Source organism: Streptomyces sp. NPDC052496 (genome assembly GCF_040679095.1).
In the GTDB taxonomy this organism is placed as follows: domain Bacteria; phylum Actinomycetota; class Actinomycetes; order Streptomycetales; family Streptomycetaceae; genus Streptomyces.
The window spans coordinates 1-19,077 of the sequence record NZ_JBFAUH010000059.1 but is presented as its reverse complement, the minus strand read 5'-3'; the positions used below and the strand labels follow the sequence as shown (position 1 = coordinate 19,077).

Annotated in this window: 16 protein-coding genes; 10 read left to right on the top strand and 6 right to left on the bottom strand. The window is 72.1% G+C overall.

Annotated elements, in window-relative coordinates; translation table 11 throughout:
- Positions 1–322: 322 nt before the first annotated feature.
- Both AB0L45_RS39240 and AB0L45_RS39235 read right to left on the bottom strand, forming a co-directional pair.
- A complete protein-coding gene (locus tag AB0L45_RS39240) occupies positions 323–754 on the bottom strand; it encodes an ASCH domain-containing protein (RefSeq protein WP_365848594.1) in 432 nt (143 codons plus the stop codon).
- A gap of 76 nt (positions 755–830) precedes the next feature.
- Entirely contained in the window at positions 831–1,745 is a 915-nt protein-coding gene (locus tag AB0L45_RS39235) for a sigma-70 family RNA polymerase sigma factor (RefSeq protein ID WP_365848593.1), read from the bottom strand.
- 95 nt (positions 1,746–1,840) lie between these two features.
- Here AB0L45_RS39235 and AB0L45_RS39230 point away from each other — a divergent pair, with 95 nt between their 5' ends.
- Both AB0L45_RS39230 and AB0L45_RS39225 read left to right on the top strand, forming a co-directional pair.
- Positions 1,841–2,602, top strand: coding sequence for a nitroreductase (locus AB0L45_RS39230; RefSeq protein WP_365848592.1), 762 nt, complete (start codon positions 1,841–1,843; stop codon positions 2,600–2,602).
- Positions 2,603–2,831: 229 nt separating this feature from the next.
- Entirely contained in the window at positions 2,832–3,737 is a 906-nt protein-coding gene (locus AB0L45_RS39225; RefSeq protein ID WP_365848595.1) for a glycoside hydrolase family 19 protein, read from the top strand.
- 139 nt (positions 3,738–3,876) lie between these two features.
- Here the strand turns inward: AB0L45_RS39225 and AB0L45_RS39220 are convergent, their stop codons facing one another.
- Positions 3,877–4,779 (bottom strand): aminoglycoside phosphotransferase family protein, encoded by a 903-nt coding sequence (locus AB0L45_RS39220; RefSeq protein WP_365848591.1) that lies wholly within the window; start codon positions 4,777–4,779, stop codon positions 3,877–3,879.
- Between the two features lie 307 nt (positions 4,780–5,086).
- Between AB0L45_RS39220 and AB0L45_RS39215 the strand changes: the two genes are divergently transcribed.
- From AB0L45_RS39215 to AB0L45_RS39185, 7 genes are all read left to right on the top strand, one after another.
- The gene (locus AB0L45_RS39215) at positions 5,087–7,342 is read left to right on the top strand and encodes a tetratricopeptide repeat protein (RefSeq protein ID WP_365848590.1); all 2,256 of its coding nucleotides are present in this window, start codon (positions 5,087–5,089) and stop codon (positions 7,340–7,342) included.
- A 466-nt stretch (positions 7,343–7,808) separates the two neighbouring features.
- Positions 7,809–8,774, top strand: a complete 966-nt coding sequence (sbnA, locus tag AB0L45_RS39210; protein WP_365848589.1) for a 2,3-diaminopropionate biosynthesis protein SbnA — start codon at positions 7,809–7,811, stop codon at positions 8,772–8,774.
- 16 nt (positions 8,775–8,790) lie between these two features.
- Entirely contained in the window at positions 8,791–9,792 is a 1,002-nt protein-coding gene (gene sbnB, locus AB0L45_RS39205) for a 2,3-diaminopropionate biosynthesis protein SbnB (RefSeq protein WP_365848588.1), read from the top strand.
- Positions 9,786–11,675, top strand: coding sequence for an FAD/NAD(P)-binding protein (locus AB0L45_RS39200; RefSeq protein WP_365848587.1), 1,890 nt, complete (start codon positions 9,786–9,788; stop codon positions 11,673–11,675). Before sbnB ends, AB0L45_RS39200 begins: the two co-directional genes overlap by 7 nt.
- Positions 11,676–12,899, top strand: a complete 1,224-nt coding sequence (locus AB0L45_RS39195) for a PLP-dependent aspartate aminotransferase family protein (protein ID WP_365848586.1) — start codon at positions 11,676–11,678, stop codon at positions 12,897–12,899.
- Complete coding sequence (locus AB0L45_RS39190; protein ID WP_365848585.1) at positions 12,896–14,194, top strand: benzoate/H(+) symporter BenE family transporter; 1,299 nt, start codon at positions 12,896–12,898, stop codon at positions 14,192–14,194. Before AB0L45_RS39195 ends, AB0L45_RS39190 begins: the two co-directional genes overlap by 4 nt.
- A 161-nt stretch (positions 14,195–14,355) precedes the next feature.
- The gene (locus tag AB0L45_RS39185) at positions 14,356–15,564 is read left to right on the top strand and encodes a M20 family metallopeptidase (RefSeq protein ID WP_365848584.1); all 1,209 of its coding nucleotides are present in this window, start codon (positions 14,356–14,358) and stop codon (positions 15,562–15,564) included.
- Positions 15,565–16,097: 533 nt separating this feature from the next.
- On the opposite strand, the gene AB0L45_RS39180 is transcribed toward AB0L45_RS39185, so the two are convergent.
- Positions 16,098–17,390: a S1 family peptidase gene (locus tag AB0L45_RS39180; protein ID WP_365848583.1), complete on the bottom strand. Its 1,293-nt coding sequence runs from the start codon at positions 17,388–17,390 to the stop codon at positions 16,098–16,100.
- A 261-nt stretch (positions 17,391–17,651) separates the two neighbouring features.
- Positions 17,652–18,080, bottom strand: coding sequence for a nuclear transport factor 2 family protein (locus tag AB0L45_RS39175; RefSeq protein WP_365848582.1), 429 nt, complete (start codon positions 18,078–18,080; stop codon positions 17,652–17,654).
- A 315-nt stretch (positions 18,081–18,395) separates the two neighbouring features.
- On the opposite strand from AB0L45_RS39175, the gene AB0L45_RS39170 reads away from it, so the two are divergent.
- A complete protein-coding gene (locus AB0L45_RS39170) occupies positions 18,396–18,674 on the top strand; it encodes a DUF6355 family natural product biosynthesis protein (RefSeq protein WP_365848581.1) in 279 nt (92 codons plus the stop codon).
- Positions 18,675–18,801: 127 nt separating this feature from the next.
- Here AB0L45_RS39170 and AB0L45_RS39165 read toward each other — a convergent pair.
- Positions 18,802–19,077: glycosyltransferase (locus tag AB0L45_RS39165; protein ID WP_365848580.1), on the bottom strand; the 276-nt coding region annotated here is incomplete at its 5' end.

Genomic DNA, 19,077 nt, shown 5'->3' with positions numbered 1-19,077 from the left:
GGGCTACGCCGCGCCGCCCGCGGGGCGCGCGGCCGCCGGCCCGGCCCCCGGCGGGGGGGCCCCCGGGGCGGGGGGTGTCGTGCGGGGACAGAAGCCTCTGTCCCCGCTCGACACCGCCGGCCAAAAGAGCGCGCGGTGGAATGCGGGGTCAACCGGCTTGAGCGCCACCGAGCCGTCGCCACGCGACATGGCAAGCGCGCCGTCCGTTACGAGGCAGCCGTGCGGGTCGCAGCCCTCAACGAGTGGCTTTGACCAGCAGCCGCTCCCCGCACCCACAGGGCCGGCCCGGTTGACCCCGGACCCTCATCGCGTCGGACCCAGGTCACGGCCTACCCGAGTCGCCGGGCTCGACCACGCGGAAGCGTTCCGCGACGACAAGAGTGTGGTCATCAATGACTGGGGTGCGTCCCAGGTACTCGCTCACGCCATCGCTCCGGAAGAACTCCTCGTGGGCTGCCCGCCACTCGGCCACGTCGCAGTAGCCGCGTCCCTCGGCTCGCGCGAAGTCGTCGTCGATCTCCTTCATGGGAACGACGCGCACGTCGACGACCTCGATCGTGACGGCCGGACGACCTTCGGAATCAAGCACCGAGAAGCGCTGACCGGCCATCGGCACCGCCTCTCCGGCGTGCTCGTAAATCTCCAGGAGACCCGTGAGCGCGGTCTTCTGACCGCTCAGGATCGCCGCCACACCACGGTCACGTTCCGGACCGGGGAAGGCGAGTTCAAGGGCCGGAAGGTCGTCATGTCCCATCGAACCAGACTACGAAGCCCGACCCGTGTGGATCAAGGGCCACCGCACCGCTCGCTCCCACCCACAGCAAGCACGTTCACGACACCCCCTGGCCGACCAGAACGCCGGCTTCGTCGAGAACGGCCAGATCGAGTTGCCGAAGCCGGTTCGGGTCGGCGATGAGTTCGTAGCCGGTGATCCGCTCGCGGGCGGTCGTGACGGTGAGGGCGAGCCTGAGCCGTCCGTACGGCGCGACCGCGATCCCCACGACGCCGTCGATGAGTACGGGCTCCGCGACGTGCGCGTCGCGCCCGAAGACGACGATCTCCTCCGACACGGCCCGCGCGCCGCGCGCCTCGGCCGGCCTGCCCGCCGGAAGGGCCGCGGGGTCCGCACGCCGTACGACGTCGGGCGCCAGCACCGCCAGGACGGCGCCGATGTCACCCGCTCGCGCCGCCGCCAGGAACGTCTCGATGACCCGCCGCTGCCGGTCGAGTTCCGCTCCAGGGAGGGCGGGGGCACCCCGCACCTTGCGCCGGGCCCGGCTCGCGAGCTGCTTCGCGGCGGCGAGGGAGCGGTCCACGACCGGAGCGATCTCGTCGAACGGCACGGCGAACATGTCGTGCAGTACGAACGCGACACGCTCGGCGGGGCCCAGCCTGTCCAGTACCACCAGAAGGGCGCGGCCCACCGAGTCCGCCAGTACTGCCTCGTGTTCCGGGCTGCGCCCCGTGGCGAGGTCCGGGCTCTCGTCGGGCGCCGGGTGGCCCGCCGGGTCCTCCCGGCGGGCTGCGCGGGCGCGCAGCATGTCGAGGCAGATGCGGGAGACCGTCGTGGTGAGCCAGCCGCCCAGGTTGTGCACGGTGCCGGCTTCGGTCCGGGCCAGCCGCAGCCAGGTTTCCTGCACGGCGTCCTCCGCCTCGCTGTGCGAGCCGAGCATGCGCTGGGCGACCGCGCGCAATCGGCTGCGGTGCGTCTCGAAGTCCTCCGCGAGGCCGTCGTGCGCGCTCACCGGTCACCTCTCCCTGTCGTCGGCCGTCACCACCGTAGAGGGCCCGTCACCAGGTGGGGCTGGTGGGGCCGTAATCGACAGGGAGGGAGCTCGACTTGGACGTCTACGCAGCGGTGGCGAGCCGGCGGGCGGTGCGCCGGTTCAGCGAGGAGCCGGTCCCCCGGGAAGCGCTGGAACGGGTGTTGTGCGCCGCGGTCCGGTCACCGTCCGGGGCGAACCTTCAGCCCTGGCACGTCTACGTGCTGACCGGCACGCCCCTGGCGGAGCTGAAGAAGCGCACCACCGAGCGAGTGGCCGCAGGTGACCCCGGGGACGAGCGGGAGTACCGGATGTACCCGCCGGAACTGAAGTCTCCGTACCGGGAGCGCCGGTCCGCCGCCGCGGAGCAGCGTTACGCCGCGCTCGGGATCTCACGGCAGGACCGGCGGGCACGGGAGGCGGCCGTTGCCGCGAACTGGGACTGCTTCGGCGCGCCCGCGGCCTTGTTCTGCTACATCGACCGCGACATGGGGCCGGCCCAGTGGGCCGACCTCGGCATGTACCTGCAAACCGTCATGCTGCTGCTCCGCGCCGAAGGGCTGCACAGTTGTCCGCAGATGGCGTGGTCGGTGTACTGCCGGACGGTCGCCGAGGCCGTGTCGCCCCCACCGGAACTGGTCCTGTTCTGCGGGGTCTCCATCGGGTTCGAGGCCCCAGGAGCAGGTCCCGATCGCATCGACCGGGCTCCACTCGCCGAGACGGTCACTTTCGTCGACGGTCAGTCCGGCTTCGTCGACGGTCAGGCCGGCCCTGCCGAGACCTTCGGCAGCGGGGCGGAGGCGGAAAGAGCCGTCGCGGGGCGGAAAGCGCCGTCGTGAGCCGGACACGGGCGTCCGTCTTGCCCGTATCGCGCGTATCGGTGACCGCTTGCTGTCCGTTCCGGAATCCACCCCTTCGGCATCTTGACTGGTACAGACCAAGCGAGTTGAGTACCACCAGCCTGTGATCGCGCTTGCGAACCGGAGCGCGGTCCGTGGTGCTCGTCGTGCGCCGGACCGTCCGTCGCCGATCGAACGCGGCCCTGCCGCACCGAGGAGTGATCACATGTTGCTCAAGCAGCGAATAGCCGCCGTGCTCTCGGCCGCCGCCTGTGCGGCGACTCTCACCGTCGCGGCACCGTCGGCCACGGCCGCTCCCTCCTCCGGCTCCGCAACACCCGCTGCGAGCTGCAACTTCACCATCTGGACTGCGGGCAAGCAGTACGTCACCGGAAACATCGTCAAGTACACGAACGGCCAGTACTACCGCGCCAAGCACGACAACCCCGGTTACGACCCGGTCATCAGCACCTGGTACTGGGAGCCCTACGACTGCGGCGGCGGCACCAACCCGTCCGGCTTCGTCGTGAGCGAGGCGCAGTTCAACCAGATGTTCCCGAACAGAAACCCGTTCTACACGTACAACGGCCTGAAGGCCGCGCTGAGCGCTTACCCCGGGTTCGCCAACACCGGCAGCGACACCATCAAGAAGCGGGAGGCCGCCGCCTTCCTGGCCAACGTCGGCCACGAGACGGGCGGCCTGGTCCACGTCGTGGAGCAGAACACGGCCAACTACCCGCACTACTGCGACCGCAACCAGCCGTACGGCTGTCCGGCCGGCCAGGCGGCGTACTACGGCCGCGGGCCGATCCAGCTCAGCTGGAACTTCAACTACAAGGCGGCGGGCGACGCGCTCGGCATCGACCTGCTGCACAACCCCAACCTGGTCCAGACGGACTCGGCCGTGGCCTGGAAGACCGGCCTCTGGTACTGGAACACCCAGCGCGGCCCGGGCACGATGACGCCGCACGACGCGATCGTCAACGACCGCGGCTTCGGCGAGACGATCCGCGCCATCAACGGCAGCCTGGAGTGCAACAACGGCAACCCCGGCCAGGTGCAGAGCCGCATCGACAACTTCAAGAAGTTCACCCAGATCCTGGGCACGAGCACGGGCGGCAACCTGAGCTGCTGATCCCGGCGCGCCCCTGACCGGGCCGCTTCGCCTCGCCCGTCGCCGTCCGCCGTTCACCGGCGGGCGGGGACGGACCGCTCCGCGTACGGGCGAGGCGAGTACCCCGCGTGGCCCGTCCCCCTCGGCCCCCACAGTCCTCTCAGTCTTCCTCCTCCAGCACCGCCCGGATCACGTGCCGGGCGTTGCGCGCCATCGCCGGGTTCGTCGTCCGGTAGTACGGCAGCGCGATCACCGCCTGCGAGAGGGTGCGGCCCCGGCCCCGGCGCCAGGTCGCGTCGTCCACGCCGAGCGCCTCGCGGAAGACCTTCCTGGCGCCGGCCGGCAGCAGGTTCCACGCCGGGAACAGGTCGCAGGCCGGGTCGCCCGTCCCCGTACACCCGAAGTCGATCACCGCCGTCAGCCTGCCGCCGTCCACCAGCAGATTGCCGGGCATCAGGTCGGCATGCAGCCACACCGGCGGCCCGTCCCAGTCCGGGGCCCGCAACGCGTCCTCCCACACGGCGGTCACGGCATCGCAGTCGACGCCCTCCGCCGGGATGCCGCGCAGCTTTCCGATCGCCGACCGGGTCTCCGCGTCGAGCGTGGCGACCGGCCCGCCGCGGTGCGCCGTCGGCGCCCCCGGCACGGTGCTGCCCCGCATGGCCGCCACGAACGCGGCCAGGTCCCCGGCCAGCGCCTCGGCATCCGCCAACGCCCCCGCCTCGGGGTTCTCCCCCGGCAGCCACCGGTACACCGACCACGGCCACGGATACCCCTCGGCGGGCTCCCCGGCCGCCAGCATCTCAGGAACGGCCACCGGCAGCCGCGGTGCGAGCCGCGGCAGCCACTCCCGCTCCAGGAGCACGTCCCCGGCCCCGCCCTCGACCAGCGGCATCCGTACGACCATGCCGGCACCGAGCCGGTACATGGCATTGACCGTCCCACCTGACGCCAGCCGCTCCACCGGCAGCCCTGCCCACCGGGGGAACTGCCCGGCTACCAGCCGCCGTACGAGGTCGTCGTCGATGGGGTGCTGTCCGGGGTGCATCTGCGCGGCGCTCATGAGGCGCCATCCGATCGCTGGGCATCGGCAGGCGTCAAACGTTTTTGCCGCTGCCGGATGTGCGCTGCGGGGCCGACCGGGTTCCACGGGTGGCCAAGGCGCAGCTCGTACGGCACTGGGTCGGCGCCGCCCGGCAGCGCCGAGGATGTTCCGCTCAGCCCTCCCCCAGCCGGCGCCCCGATCGGATCACCAGCCCTTCTGCCTCGGGCTTCACTCCCGCGAGTGGAGATGTGCCGGGGTGCCACCGCCGGTTCCGCTTGCGCGCGACACTCGGGATGTCCGAGTGGTGTGGCGGGGGTTGGAGGCGGTGGAGACGGAAGAGCAGGCGAACGGCCGGGACCGGGGGCCGGCCGGGGCGGATGTCCGTAACGAGGTGTCCGCGCCGGTCACGGGGCATGTGGTGCAGGCCGGGGTGGTGCACGGTGGGGTGCACCTGCACTCCGGGCGCGAGCCTTCGGTGGTGCCGCAGCAGTTGCCCGCCGCGCCACGGGGGTTCACCGGCCGGGCCGGGGAGCTGGCCGCGCTGACGGCCGCGCTGGACGGTGTGGCGGAGGCCGGGGCGACCGTGATGATCTCGGCGCTGAGCGGGGTCGGGGGGATCGGGAAGACCTGGCTGGCGCTGCACTGGGCGCATCGGCACGTCGACCGGTTTCCCGACGGCCGGCTCTTCGTCGATCTGCGGGGGTTCACGCCCGTCGGCGAGCCGATGCCGGCGGCGGAGGCGGTACGCGGGTTCCTCAGCGCCCTCGGGGTGGATCCGGCCGGGATGCCGGCGGACTTCGATGCCCAGGTGGGGCTGTACCGGAGCCTGGTCGCCGGCCGGCGTCTGCTGATCGTGCTGGACAACGCCCGCGACACCACCCATGTGACGCCCCTGCTGCCGGGGGATCCGGCCTGTACGGTGCTGGTGACCAGCCGCCGTCGGCTGGCCGGTCTGGTCGCCGCCCACGGGGCCCGTCCGCTGGACCTGGACGTGCTGCCCGCTGCCGAGGCCCGTCAGTTGCTGGTCGCCCACCTGGGTGACGCGCGGGTCGCCGCGGAGCCCGAGGCGGTGGACGCCTTTCTGGAGTGCTGCGGCGGGCTGCCGCTGGCACTGAGCATCGTGGCCGCGCGCGCCACCGCCCACCCCGGATTTCCCCTGGCCGCCCTCGCCGAGGAGCTGCGGGACCACGCGACCCGGCTCGACGAGCTGGACGCCGGTGAGATCCCGTTGAACCTGCGGGCCGCGTTCTCGTCCTCGTACCACGCCCTGTCCCCCGAGGCGGCCGTCCTGCTCGGGCTGGTGGCACTGGCGCCGGGGCCGGACATCGGCCTGCACGCCACCGCCTCGCTCGCCGGGCTGCCCGCGGCCCGGACCCGCGTACTGCTGCGGGAGCTGGAGACCGCGCACCTGGTGTCCCAGCCGTCGCCGGGCCGCCACCGGCTGCACGACCTGATCCGCCTCTACGCGTCCGAGCAGGCGCACGCCCACCAGACGCAGGACAGCCGCGACGACGCGTTGCGGCGGCTGGTGGACTTCTACCTGCATACGGCCTACGCCGGTGACCAGGTGCTGGACCCGCACCGCGAGTCGGTCGCACCGGCCCCGCCCGTACGGGGCTGCCGCCCCCAGACACTGCCGGACGAGACCAGGGCGCTCGCGTGGCTGGACGCCGAACACCCCTGCCTGATGGGCGCACAGCGGCTGGCGGTCGAACGGCGGTGGCACCGGGCCGTGTGGCAGCTGGCGCCGACGCTGCACACCTATCACTGGCGGCGGGGGCTGCTCACGCAGCAGATCGACGTAGCGAGCGACGGGTTGGCTGCCGCGCGGCAGTTGGGGGACGAGGCCGCCCAGGCACTCGCGCACCGCCTCCTCGCCGAAGCGTGCGCACTGACGGGCCGGCACGCCGAGGCTCTGGAGCGGCTGCACCAGGTGCTCGCGCTCGCCGAACGTACCGATGACCTGCCGAGTCAGGCGCACACCCACCGCGTCCTGGCGTGGGCCTGGGGGCAGCAGGGGGAGACCCGGCCGGCGCTGGACCACGCCATCCGCTCCCTGGCCCTGTTCCAGGCGCTGGACGACGAGGAGTGGGAGGCCCGCGGGCTCAACCAGTCGGCGTGGTTCTCCGCGCAGTTGGGCCACCACGAGCAGGCCCGGGCCTACTGCGAGAAGGGCCTGCTCCTGCACCGCCGCCACGGCAACCGCAACGGTGAGGCACTGTCCCTGGGGGTCCACGCCTATCTGGGGCTGTGCACGGGACGGTACGCCGAAGTCCTGGAGCACGGCCGGCGGGCTCTCGGCCTCCTGCGCGACATCGGCAACACGTACCACGAGGCCCTTCTGCTGCACGGTATCGGCCAGGCGCATGCCGCACTGGGGCAGCACGGCCAGGCCCGGGAGGCGTGGGAGCAGGCGCTGGAGCTGTACCGGATCCAGCACCGGTCGGGCGAGGCCAGGAGCCTGCAACTCCAGCTCGACGAACTGGCCGGGCGGTCGCGGGAAGACGCGCGGGGGCCGGGTACGGCGGGTTCCGTTCCGGAAAGCCCGCACCGTCCTCCCGACGGTCTCCCACACGAATAGGGCGACCGAAAGCGTCAACAATACGCAAAGAAACCGTCCGGCCGCGGGTCTGCTCGGCGGGCCGGGCGTTGCCGTCGGCCGGCCGGCCCCCGACGGCGGTGCAATCCGGTGTCCACCGGTTCCGGGCAGCCTCTTTCGTTTACCGCGGCCCGGGACGCGGAGCCCCCGCTCCCCCTCCGAACTGCTGATTCCGCCTCACTGATGCACAGCGGTTGCACTTTCACCGACCCTTCATGCTGGAAGGATCTTGCTCCACCGGGTATGTTTCCCAGCAGGCATCGCCGTCACGGTTCTACGGGGGACGACGGGACGGCCTACGGGGGAAACGAACGGGGGAACATTCCATCTCTTCTGCATGCCTTGATCACCGCGTGTGACTCGCTCCGCATGCGCTCGGCACCGGACGGATCCGGCAGCCGCGCCTGCCCACTTTCCATCACCTTGGATTCCAGTGATAGCAGAAGAAGTGTATGACCTGATCCTGGATGATCTCTTCATCCGGGTCGATCAACTGGTCCCGGGAAGCTCTGTCTTCCTGAAGATCGAAGGCCTCAATCCAGCGGGTTCGGTGAAACTCAAGACGGCGGTGGCGCTGGTCGCCGAAGCCGAGAACACCGGCCGCCCCTTTCCCGGCACCCGGCTCATCGAGTCCACCTCCGGAAATCTCGGAGTGGCACTCGCCATGGTGTGCGCGGCGAAAGGCTATCCACTGACGTGCGTGACCGATCCCAACGCCAACGCCCAGTCCATACGCCTCATGGAGACGCTCGGCGCCGAGGTCGTGGTGATCGACGTACGCGACGGTAATGGCGGCTTCCTGCAGTCCCGCATCAACTACATCCGCGAACGCCTGCGCCGCGACCGGAATACGTACTGGCTGAACCAGTACGCCAATCCGGCCGGGCCACGGGCCCACCGGGAACGCACCGGCCGTGCCCTCGTCGAGGCGCTCGGCCACATCGATTACGCGTTCATCGGCGCCGGCACGACCGGGACGCTGATGGGCTGCGCCGAGTTCCTGCGGGAGCACAGCCCGGCGACCCGCGTCATCGCGGTCGACGTGCTCGGTTCCGTCACCTTCGGCGGCCCGCCGTCCCGCCGGCACATTCCGGGGCTGGGCACGAGCCGCCGCCCGGAAATCCTGGACGAGAAACACGTGGACGAGATCGTGCTCGTACCGGAGTCGGCCGCAGTGGAAATGTGCCGGGTACTCGCCGGGGAACGCGGGCTGCTGCTCGGCGGTTCCACCGGCACCGTGCTGGCCGCCGTGCGGGACGCGGCGCCGGACATTCCGGAGGGCAGTGTCGTCGCGGCCCTCTCCCCCGACTTCGGGGAACGGTATCTGGAAAGCGTGTACGACGACGCATGGGTGGCCGAACGCTGGCCGCATCTCATCGGCCCGGAACCGGAAATGGACCAGGCGCGCGCCTGAGAACAGGACATGTGGCATGTTCACCTTCGACGTGGTGCCGGGTGACTCCGTACGCCGGACGCTACAGAGCCGGCGCGGTGACGTTCTCGACATCGTCGCCCGTACCTATCGCAGTCACGAGGCCGGCGAGACGGTCAACCCGGACAGCTATTTCCTGCGGTTTCCCGAGAAGCCGGATTCCCGCATCATCGCGCTGCCCGCCTTCATCGGCGCGGACGTCCAGCTGGCCGGCCTCAAATGGATATCCAGCTTTCCGCGCAACACCGAGAACGGGGTGCCGCGCGCCTCGGCGGTCCTCGTCCTGAACGACTACGCGACCGGTTATCCGATCGCGGTCCTGGAGGCGGCGACCATCAGCGCCGCCAGGACCGCCGCCTCCGCCGCCGTGGCGGCGACGGCACTGCGGCCGGACGGTTACGAGGGCACCCGTGTCGCCGTGGTCGGCGGCGGTGTCATCGCGCGCAACATCTGCGACTACCTGCACGCCGCGGGCTGCGCGCCGGACGCCTATCTCGTCCACGACCTGCACGAACCGTCGGCGCAGGCGCTCGCCGCGCATGTCCGCGACACCCAGCGGCGCCCCGCGTCCGTCACCGGCGACCTGGGCACGGCGCTGGAGGCGGAGACGGTGGTGTTCGCGACCACCGCTCTGGAACCGTACGTGCACCGGCAGTTCGAGGCCGGCCAGGTGGTGCTCAACATCTCGCTGCGCGACCTCGCGCCGGAAGTGATCCTGGGCGCGCAGAACGTCTTCGACGACGTGGAGCACTGCATGAAGGCGAACACCTCGCCCCACCTGGCCGAACAGCTCACCGGCAACCGTGACTTCGTGTCCGGGACACTGGCCGGGGTGCTCAACGGAGAGGTGAAGCCCGCCGCGGACCGGCCGGTGATCTTCTCGCCGTTCGGTCTGGGCGTCCTCGACCTGGCCGTGGGCGCGTTCGCCCTCCAGCAGGCCCGCGCCGACGGTACAGCCGTCAGCGTGCCCGACTTCTTCGGGGAGACCCGCCGATGGTGACCCACGAGCATCCGAACCGCCCGCCCGTCCTCGTGGTCATCGGCGTCGGCCCGCGCGGGCTGGGTCTCCTGGAGCGCCTGGTCAGCCACTGCGCGGCGCGGCCCTTCCCGCTCACCGTCCACCTGGTCGACCCGCAGCCGGCCGGCCCGGGCTTCCACCTCGCCGACCAGCCCGACCACCTGCTGCTCAACACGGTGTGCGCGCAGGTCACCGCCTTCGCCGACGCACGGATGGTGAACGGCCCGACCGCCACGACCGGCCCCGGTCTGCACGAGTGGTGCCGCTCGCGGGGCCTGCGGATCGGCGCCGACGGTTACACCGTACGGGCGGGCGAGGGCCGGGAGATCGAACCGAACGACTACCTGCCGCGGCGGCTGCTGCACGACTACCTCGCCTGGGCCACCGGCCGGATCCTGGCCGCGGCGCCCGAGGGGATGCGGCTGGTGCGGCACCGGTGCGCGGCGCTGGACGTACGGCCGGGGGCGGCGGAGCGCGAGGCGGTGCACCTCGCGGACGGTACGGTCGTGGACGCCGACGCGGTCTTCGTCACCGTGGGGCACCACTCCCTGTACCACCGGGAGCCGGCCGTCGCCGCGCCCCGCCTGGTGTCCCACCCGTATCCGCTGCCCGACGTGCTCGACGGCATCGCGCCCGGTGAGCGGGTCGCCGTCCTGGGCATGGGCCTGACCGCGATGGACGTCATCGCGACGCTGACGCTGGGGCGCGGCGGCCGTCACGAGAAGGCGCACGGAGCGGGCGACGGGGGCCACGCGTCCGGGCTGCGGTACGTGCCCAGCGGCCGCGAGCCGCTCATCGTGCTCGCGAACCGTACGGGCCTGCCGTCCCGCAGCCGCCCGTACCTGAACCCCGGCCGGCTGCGGTTCGTACCCCTCGCGCTGACCGAGGCGGAGCTGGACGCGCGGCGCGCCGTACGGCCCGGCGGGCGGCTGCGCTTCGCCGACGACGTGCTGCCGCTGATCGAGGCCGAGATGGAACTGGCCTACTACCGGGCGGTACTGGGCGGCCAGGTGGGCGACCTCGCCGCCGCGGGCGCGGAGTTCGCGCGCCGCGCCGAGCAGGCCGGCTGGCGCACCCTGCTCGCCGAGTCCCGCGAGCACTACGGGCCGTATCCGCTGCGGGGCGTGCTCGACGCGCCGGCGGCGGAGCGCCGGTGGGCGGACGCCCAGGAGTACGCGGACTGGTTCGCGGCCGAGGTCGCGGAGGATCTGGGCGACGCGCGTACGGGGCTGGGCCGCAGCCCCCGCAAGGAGGCCCTGGAGGTACTGCGCGACCACCGGGACGTGCTGCGGGCCGCCGTCGATCCGCCGGGGCTCGACGCGGCCTCGCTGGACCGCTTCTTCGGCGCGTTCACCGCCACCGTCAACCGCCTGGTCATCGGACCGCAGCTGGACCGCTCCGCGGAACTGCTCTCGCTGCTCGACGCGGGCGTCCTGCGGCTGGGCCCGGGCCCACGGCCCGAGGTCGTCGCGCCGTCCGGCAGCACCGCGCCCTGGCGCCTGGAGTCGACCTGCCTGGAGCGGCCCGAGACCGTCGAGGTCGACCATGTGGTGGCGGCGCATGTCACCGAGCCGCCCGCCGACCAGGTGCCCGGCTCGCTGCTCGGCACGCTCGTCGCGGCCGGCCGGGTCGCCACCCTGGCCCGGCACGGCGGCAGCGCCACGGGCCTGCACGTCACGCGGGACGGCCGCGGCATCGACCCTGCCGGACAGGTGCAGCCCAGGCTGTACTTCCTCGGTCCGCACACCGAGGGCTCCAGCTACTACAACCACTACGTCCCGTCCCCCGGTGCTCCGTCGCGCGCGCTGATGGACGCCGAACTCGCCCTGCGTACCGCTCTCGACCCGCTGACTGTGAGGCTCTGAATGAACGTCCGTGACACCTTCACCCCCTGGCGGCAGGAGTACCGCCCGGCGACCCGCGCCGCCCAGGGCGACGGCTGGCGCTCGCCGGCCACCGGGGCGATCCCGCCGCCCATCGAGCTGGGGGCGACGTTCGCGCGCGACGAGCAGTACCGCTCGCCCGCCGGCCTGGCCTACCTCCGCGACCAGGGCACTCCCGGGTACGAGCAGGTGGAGCAGGTCCTGGCGGGTCTCGAAGGCGGCCGGGACGCGCTGGTGTTCTCCTCCGGGATGGCCGCCGCGACCGCGGTGTTCCAGGTGCTGCCCGCCGGGGCCCGGGTCGTGGTGCCGCAGACCATGTACTTCGGGCTGACCAAGTGGCTGGCCGAGTTCGGGGGCGCGCGCGGCCTGGAGGTCGTACGCGTCCCGATGGATGACCTGGACGCGGTGGCCGCGGCGGTGGCGGCGGCGCCGACCGCGCTGCTGTGGGCGGAGTCCCCAGCGAACCCGACCTGGCTGGTGACCGACCTCGCGGCCTGCGCCGAGATCGCGCACGGTGCCGGGGCGCTGTTTGCCGTGGACAACACCGTGCCGACACCGGTGCATACCCGGCCGTTCACGCTCGGCGCCGACCTGATCATGAACTCGGGCACCAAGTACCTCAACGGCCACACGGACGTGGTGGCGGGCTTCCTCGTCGCCGCGCCCGCACCGGAGGGGGCGGACGGCGCCGCGGCCGAGGCGCGCGAGGCGCTGTGGGAGCGGCTGCGGCTGCACCGCAGGCTGACCGGCCCGATCCTCGGTCCGCTGGAGACGTACCTGCTGATGCGCGGCATCCGTACGCTCTTCCCGCGGATGCGGCAGATATCGGCCACGGCCCAGGCGCTGGCCGCGCACTTCGCTGATCATCCGCAGGTCAGCCGGGTCGCGTACCCGGGGCTGCCGACCGATCCCGGCCACGAGGTGGCCGCCCGGCAGATGAGCGGCGGCTTCAGTGGGATGCTGTCCCTGCACGTCGCCGGGGACTGGCAGCGGTCCCTGCGTACGGCGCAGAACTGCGAACTCTTCATCCGGGCCACGTCCTTGGGCGGGGTGGAAAGTCTGGTCGAACACCGCTACACCTTCGAGGGGCCGGGCAGCACCTCCCCGAAAGACATGATCCGCCTGTCCATCGGTCTTGAGGATCCGGCCGACCTCGTGGCCGACCTGGAACAGGCACTGGAACGCGCCGCAAAGGAAGACCGTTGAGTTCGGACACCACCAGCAACACCCCGCCGACCGGCACCGCTCTCCCCGCGGAGCCACCGGCCGGTCCCCCCACGGACGGCTCACCACCGGACGGCCCGCCACAGGCACGGCCCGGGCTGTTCCGCGACGCCTCGCTGTCGGCCGTGCTGGCCGGCTTCGTGGCCGTCGTCGTGTCGTACTCCGGGCCGCTGGTCATCGTGCTGGCGGCCGCCCACGCGGGCCACCTGAACCAGGGCCAGACCAGTTCGTGGGTGTGGGCGATCTCCATCGGCAGCGGTGTCACCTGCATCGCGCTGAGCCTGCGCACCCGTATGCCGGTCATCACGGCCTTCTCGACCCCGGGTGCGGCGCTCCTGGTCACCAGCCTGGGCGCGTACTCCTACGCCGAGGCCGTCGGCGCGTTCCTGGTCACCGGGGCGGTCATCACGCTCGTCGGGCTGACCGGGGTGTTCGGCCGGCTGATGCGGCAGATTCCGACGGCCGTGGTGTCGGCGATGCTCGCGGGCATCCTGTTCTCCTTCGGGACCGGGGTGTTCACGTCGCTGAAGACCGCGCCGTGGATCGCCGGCGCGGTCCTGGTGGCCTACCTGCTGGGCAAGCGTTTCCTCGCCCGGTACGCGGTGCTGCTCGCGCTGGCCGCCGGTGTGGTGTTCAGCGCGGTCACCGCGCGGCTGGACATCCACATCGACCATGTGGAGCTGGCCCGGCCGGTGTTCACCGCGCCGTCGTTCTCGGCCGGTTCGCTCATCGGCATCGCCGTACCGATGATCCTGGCCACCCTGGCGTCGCAGAACGCGCCCGGCATGGCCGTGCTCAGCGCCTCCGGTTACGAGCCCAAGGACCGGCTGCTGATCGGCTCGACCGGCCTGGCGTCCACGGCGCTGGCGCCGTTCGGGTCGCACGCGATCAACCTGGCCGCGATCACCGCGGCGATCTGCACCGGCCCCGAGGCGCACCGCGACCCGCGCCGCCGGTACGTGGCCGGTGTCTCGTGCGGCTTCTTCTACCTGCTGATCGGCGCGTTCGGCTCGACGCTCGTCGTGCTGTTCGCCGGGCTGCCCAAGGAGCTGGTCGCCGCGGTGGCCGGGGTCGCGCTGTTCGGCGCGCTGGCCGGCGGCCTGACCGGCGCGGTCAAGGAGGAGAAGGACCGCGAGGCGGCCCTGATCACGTTCCTGGCCACCGCGTCCGGGGTGACGATCGCGGGCATCGGCTCGGCCTTCTGGGGCCTGGTGTTCGGAGTCGTGGCACACCTCGTCCTGACACGGCTGCGCAGGGGGCGGGCCGCGGCGGTCTGAGCCGTGACGGTGGTGCGCGGTACTCCGTACGGCGTACGGAGGACCGCGCACCACCGGAGCGGGCGGGCGTGTCCGTGGGCTGCCGCCCCGCGCCCGGGAGGACGGCCGGAACGGAAGGCGTCCTCTGGCCGTACGGGCGCCGCGATCTCATCATGGGCCCCATGGGAGACCACACCGACGGCACGCTCCTTCAGGACGCCCGGCGGCTGCTGCCGTGGCTCACCGCCGTGCGCCGCGAGATCCACCGCGCCCCGGAGCTGGGGACCGCCCTCCCCCGTACGCAGCAGACGGTGCTGCGCGAACTGTCCGGCCTCCCGCTGACCGTCACCACGGGCACCCGGCTCACCTCCGTCACCGCCACGCTGACCGGTGACCGCCCCGGGCGCACGATCCTGCTCCGCGCCGACATGGACGCGCTGCCCCAGACGGAGCAGACCGGGCTCGACTTCGCCTCCCGCACGCCCGGCGTCATGCACGCCTGCGGCCACGACACCCACACGGCCATGCTGCTCGGCGCCGCCCGGCTGCTCGCCGCCCGCAGGGACCGGCTGGCGGGCCGGGTGGTGTTCATGTTCCAGCCCGCCGAGGAGATCTGTCAGGGCGCGCAGGCCATGATCGAGGAAGGTGTGCTGGAGACGCCGGACGGCAGGCCGGTGGACGCGGCGTTCGCCCTGCACATCACCACCCGGCACCCGTCCGGCACCGTCCACCTGCGGCCCGGCCCGCAGTCCGCCGCCGCCGACATGCTGGCCGTCACCGTCCACGGCCGGGGCGCGCACGCTGCCGCGCCGCAGCGGGGCCTGGATCCCGTACCGGTGGCCTGCGAGATCGTCCAGGCGCTGCAGACGATGGTGACCCGTACGGTCGATGTCTTCGAACCGGCCGTCCTCAGCGTCACCCGCGTCACCGCCGGTACGGCGTCCAACATCATCCCGGACACGGCGGAGATCGCCGGCACCTTCCGCACCCTGTCCGACGCCACTCGCAAGAAGGTCCGCGACGGCATCGTGCGGGTGGCGGACGGCGTGGCGGCGGCGCACGGCCTGACCGCCGACGTGGAGCTGCCGGACGTCACACCGGTGGTGGCCAACGACCCCGGCTTCACCGACCTGGTCACCCGCGCGGCGACGGACCTGCTCGGCCCGGGGCAGGTCGGCCTGCTGCCCCACCCGATCATGGCCGCCGAGGACTTCGCGTTCGTCCTGGAACGGATCCCCGGCGCCATGGCGTTCCTCGGCGCCTGCCCACCGGGACAGGCCCCCGGCCGGGTACCCGACAACCACTCCAGCCGAGTCGTGCACGACGAGCCGGCACTGGCCGTGGGTGCCGCTGTGCATGGGGCGGTGGCGCTGTCCTGCCTCAGGGGGTAGGTGCTGTACGGCGGGCCCGGGGCAGCCGCTGTCCGCGTGCAGCGGCGCGACCTGGACTCGGGCGGAGCGGGAACTCGACGCGGTCGAGGCACGGTTCGGCTTCACCTTCTCGGCGGATCACAGGGGCTTTCTCGCCGCCGGGCTCCCGCACGGGGCACGGCACTGGCCCGGCTGGCGCAACGGCGACCCGAGGACCTGGCCGGGCGGCTCTCCCGACCGGACGAGGGCGTGCTCTTCGACGTCGAGCACAACGGCTTCCGGCACCCGGCCTGGAGTCCGAGGCCGGCGGAGACCTCCGAGGCGCTCCAGGTCGCACGGCCGGAGCCGGCGACCGTACCGCAACTGGTGCCCGTCTACAGCCACCGCTACCTGCCTGGCACCGCGGGCGAGTCCGGCCACCCCGTACGGTCCGTCCACCAGACCGACATCATCATCCACGGGAACGACCTCACCGACTACATACGGCACGAGTTCACCGGCCGGGCGAGCAGTCTCCCGGCCCAGGCGACCCGGGCCGACTCCCGCGCGGTGAACTACCGGCCCGCCGGCTCCTCCGCCCGGCCGGTGGCATCGGATCCGCCGGCGGCCGCTTCTCCGTCACCTGCGCCGATCTCGGCGCCCGTCGCTTCGAGTGCCTTGGTGACCGGCTGGAAGAAGGTCTCGCCGCCCTGTGTGCAGTCGCCGCTGCCGCCGGAGGTCAGCCCTATGGCCGCGTCGCCGGAGAACATCGACCCGCCGCTGTCCCCGGGCTCCGCGCACACGTCCGTCTGTATCAGCCCGTTGACGATGTCGCCGTTGCCGTAGTTCACCGTGGCGTTCAGGCCGGTGACCGTCCCGTCCGACAGGCCCGTCGTACTGCCGGACCGCTGTACCCGCATCCCCACGGCAGCTTCCGCGGCCCGGGATATCCGCTGCGTGCTGCCGTTCTGCAGGTCGACCGCGCTCTCCGGGCGGGCGCCCGCGTCGTCGTAGGTCACCAGGGCGAAGTCGCTCCCGGGGAATTGCGCGTCGGCCACCGTGCCGAGCGGTTGCGCCCCCGCCTGGTCGGCCGACCAGGTCGCGCTGCCCTTGCCGCAGTGCCCCGCGGTCAGGAACGCCGGAGCTCCCTGAACCGTGACGTTGAAGCCCAGCGAACAGCGTGCGTTGCCACCGAAGATGGCGCTTCCGCCTATGGGCAGTGCGCCCGTACCGCCGCCGTCGCCCCCTCCAGCCGCGCCAGCATCGCCTCCGGTCCCACCGTCGCCCCCTCCGGACTCGCCGCCGGCATCTCCGCCGCCACCGGTGTCCGCTGCCGTCCCCGCGGCACCGTCCCCGCCGTGGTACCGCCGGAACTCCCCCGCCGACCGCTTGACGCTCGCCATGCCTCCCCCCGCCTTCTCGACGGCTTCGGTGAGGGCGGCCAGCTTCTCGCCGGTGACCGTACGGTCGGCGAGGACCGCGACCCGGTTGGTCCTCGGGTCGATGGACCACGCCGTGCCGGGGACGGTCGCGGAAGCACGCAACGCCCGTGTCACCGTCTCCAGTTCACTCATGCTGTGGCGTACGACGCGTGCCTCGGCCCCCTGCGCCTCGACCTTTCTGGCGTCGTCCGCCGACAGGACGTTCATCACGAGCCGTCCTTTCTCGGCGTCCATGTACCAGCCGGCCGTCCGGTCAGTACCGAGGTCCGCCTTCAAGGACGCGGCGAGCTGGGCGGCCGACTCGGAGGAGAACGTCCGCGGCGACCGCGGCCGGTCCACGCCGGCGTTGGCCTGCGGCAGGACGATCGCCGCTGCCACGAGGGCCGCCGCCGCGCCGCCGACGAGGACGCCGGTCCGCTTGTTCACCTGCCGATGGCCGCTGTTCGCGTATCGATGGCTCACTTCTCTGACCTCCAGCTGGGCCACAGGGGGAGCGCACGGGGACGTACGCCGTGGTGGCGCGGTGACCCCCGTGCACGGTGGGCACCCAGTTCTACGGAGGACACAGAGGTACCGACTCAGCTCTCCTCACGACGCGATGGATTCCGCCCGGCCGTCCCACCGGGCCCGTACACTGCCCCGCTTCCCGCTCCCCGCTCCCCGCTCCCCGTGGCGACCGGGCCGGGCTCAGAGGTTGTCGCCCCAGCCACCCTGGATCATGGTCTGGAACGCCCACTTCCCGTCCCGCCGGATCAGGATGTCGGCGTACCGCAGCTGCTGACTCCGGCCCTCCTGCGTCATGGTCGAGTCCGTGAACACCACGGCCATCGAGGACGAGAGGAAGACGGGCGTCCGGGTGGACTCGAAGGTGATGTCCTCGCTGCCCTCCCCCATCACGTGCGTCATCGTCACGACGTACTGCTCCCGGTCCCACTGCGCCGAGCGCCCGTTGCCGGCCGAGTCGTCACTCACCAGGTTCAGCGGGAACACCGCCATGTCGGCCATGCGCGCGACATCGCGCTTCGCGCTCTGCGCGTCGTACTCCGCGAACCAGGCATCCAGGCTCGCACGGTCCTCGTCGGTCGCCACGTACCCGGTGTCAGGCAGAAAGGTCACGCGAACTTCTCCTCACGGCAGGGGCCTCACGCACTCATCACGCGCGGCCGCGGAGAAGGAACGTACGCCCGACGGGGACGGTAGTCAAGTTTGATTAGCTCCGCGAAAGGCAGCGCTGCCCGGTTCTCCTCCTGCCGAAAGGTCGAACTCCCGCGATCCGCTGCACCACTCGAACCGGTGGTTTCCGATTCCCGTACGAGTGATACGGCCTGACGTCCTGGGCGATCGGGACGACGCTCTCCCCCGTGCCGTGGCGATCCGCGCCCGGTACCCCGGACGGTCGACATCTCCACAACTCGACAAGGAGCTACGCCCATGAGCCTTCGCCGTACCCTCCTGGCGGCCCTCGGCGCCGCGGCCCTCACCCTCGGCATGTCCGTGGCGAGCGCCCCCAGCGCGTCCGCCAACCCCTGCGGTTTCTACGAGACCTCGAGGGACGCGTACTACAACCACTGCACGGGTGACGGCTCACGCGTGATCATCGAGGTGGAGGTGTTCGGGCCCAACTACGAGCGCTGCGTGGGCCCCGGGGTCACCTGGCTGGGGTCCGCAGGCCGGATCGACGGCGCGCACTACGTAGGCCGCACCTGCTGACGCGCTGGGAGCGGCCGCCCGCTTGAGCCGATGAGCCCGCCGGCAGCGCCCGCACACGAGGAGCAGCGGGCGGACGCTGCCGGGAGGGACGGTTCACCGTCCACGGACCCTCAGGGTCGGGGGTGATTCATCGTTGGAGGAAGGTGAAGAGGTCTTCCCAGCGCTGGACGATGGTGTCGGTGGCGTAGCGTTGGATGTTGGTGCGGGCGGCGTCGCCCATGCGGTCGCGCAGGGCCTGGTCGGTGATGAGGGTGTTCAGGTGGCGGGCGAGTTCGCTGGTGTTGCCGGGTGGGGCGAGCAGGCCGTCTTCGCCGTGGCGGATGATTTCGCGGACGCCGGGGGCGACGTCGAAGGCGACGCAGGGCACGGCGGTGGCCATGGCTTCCATGGGGGCCAGCGGGAA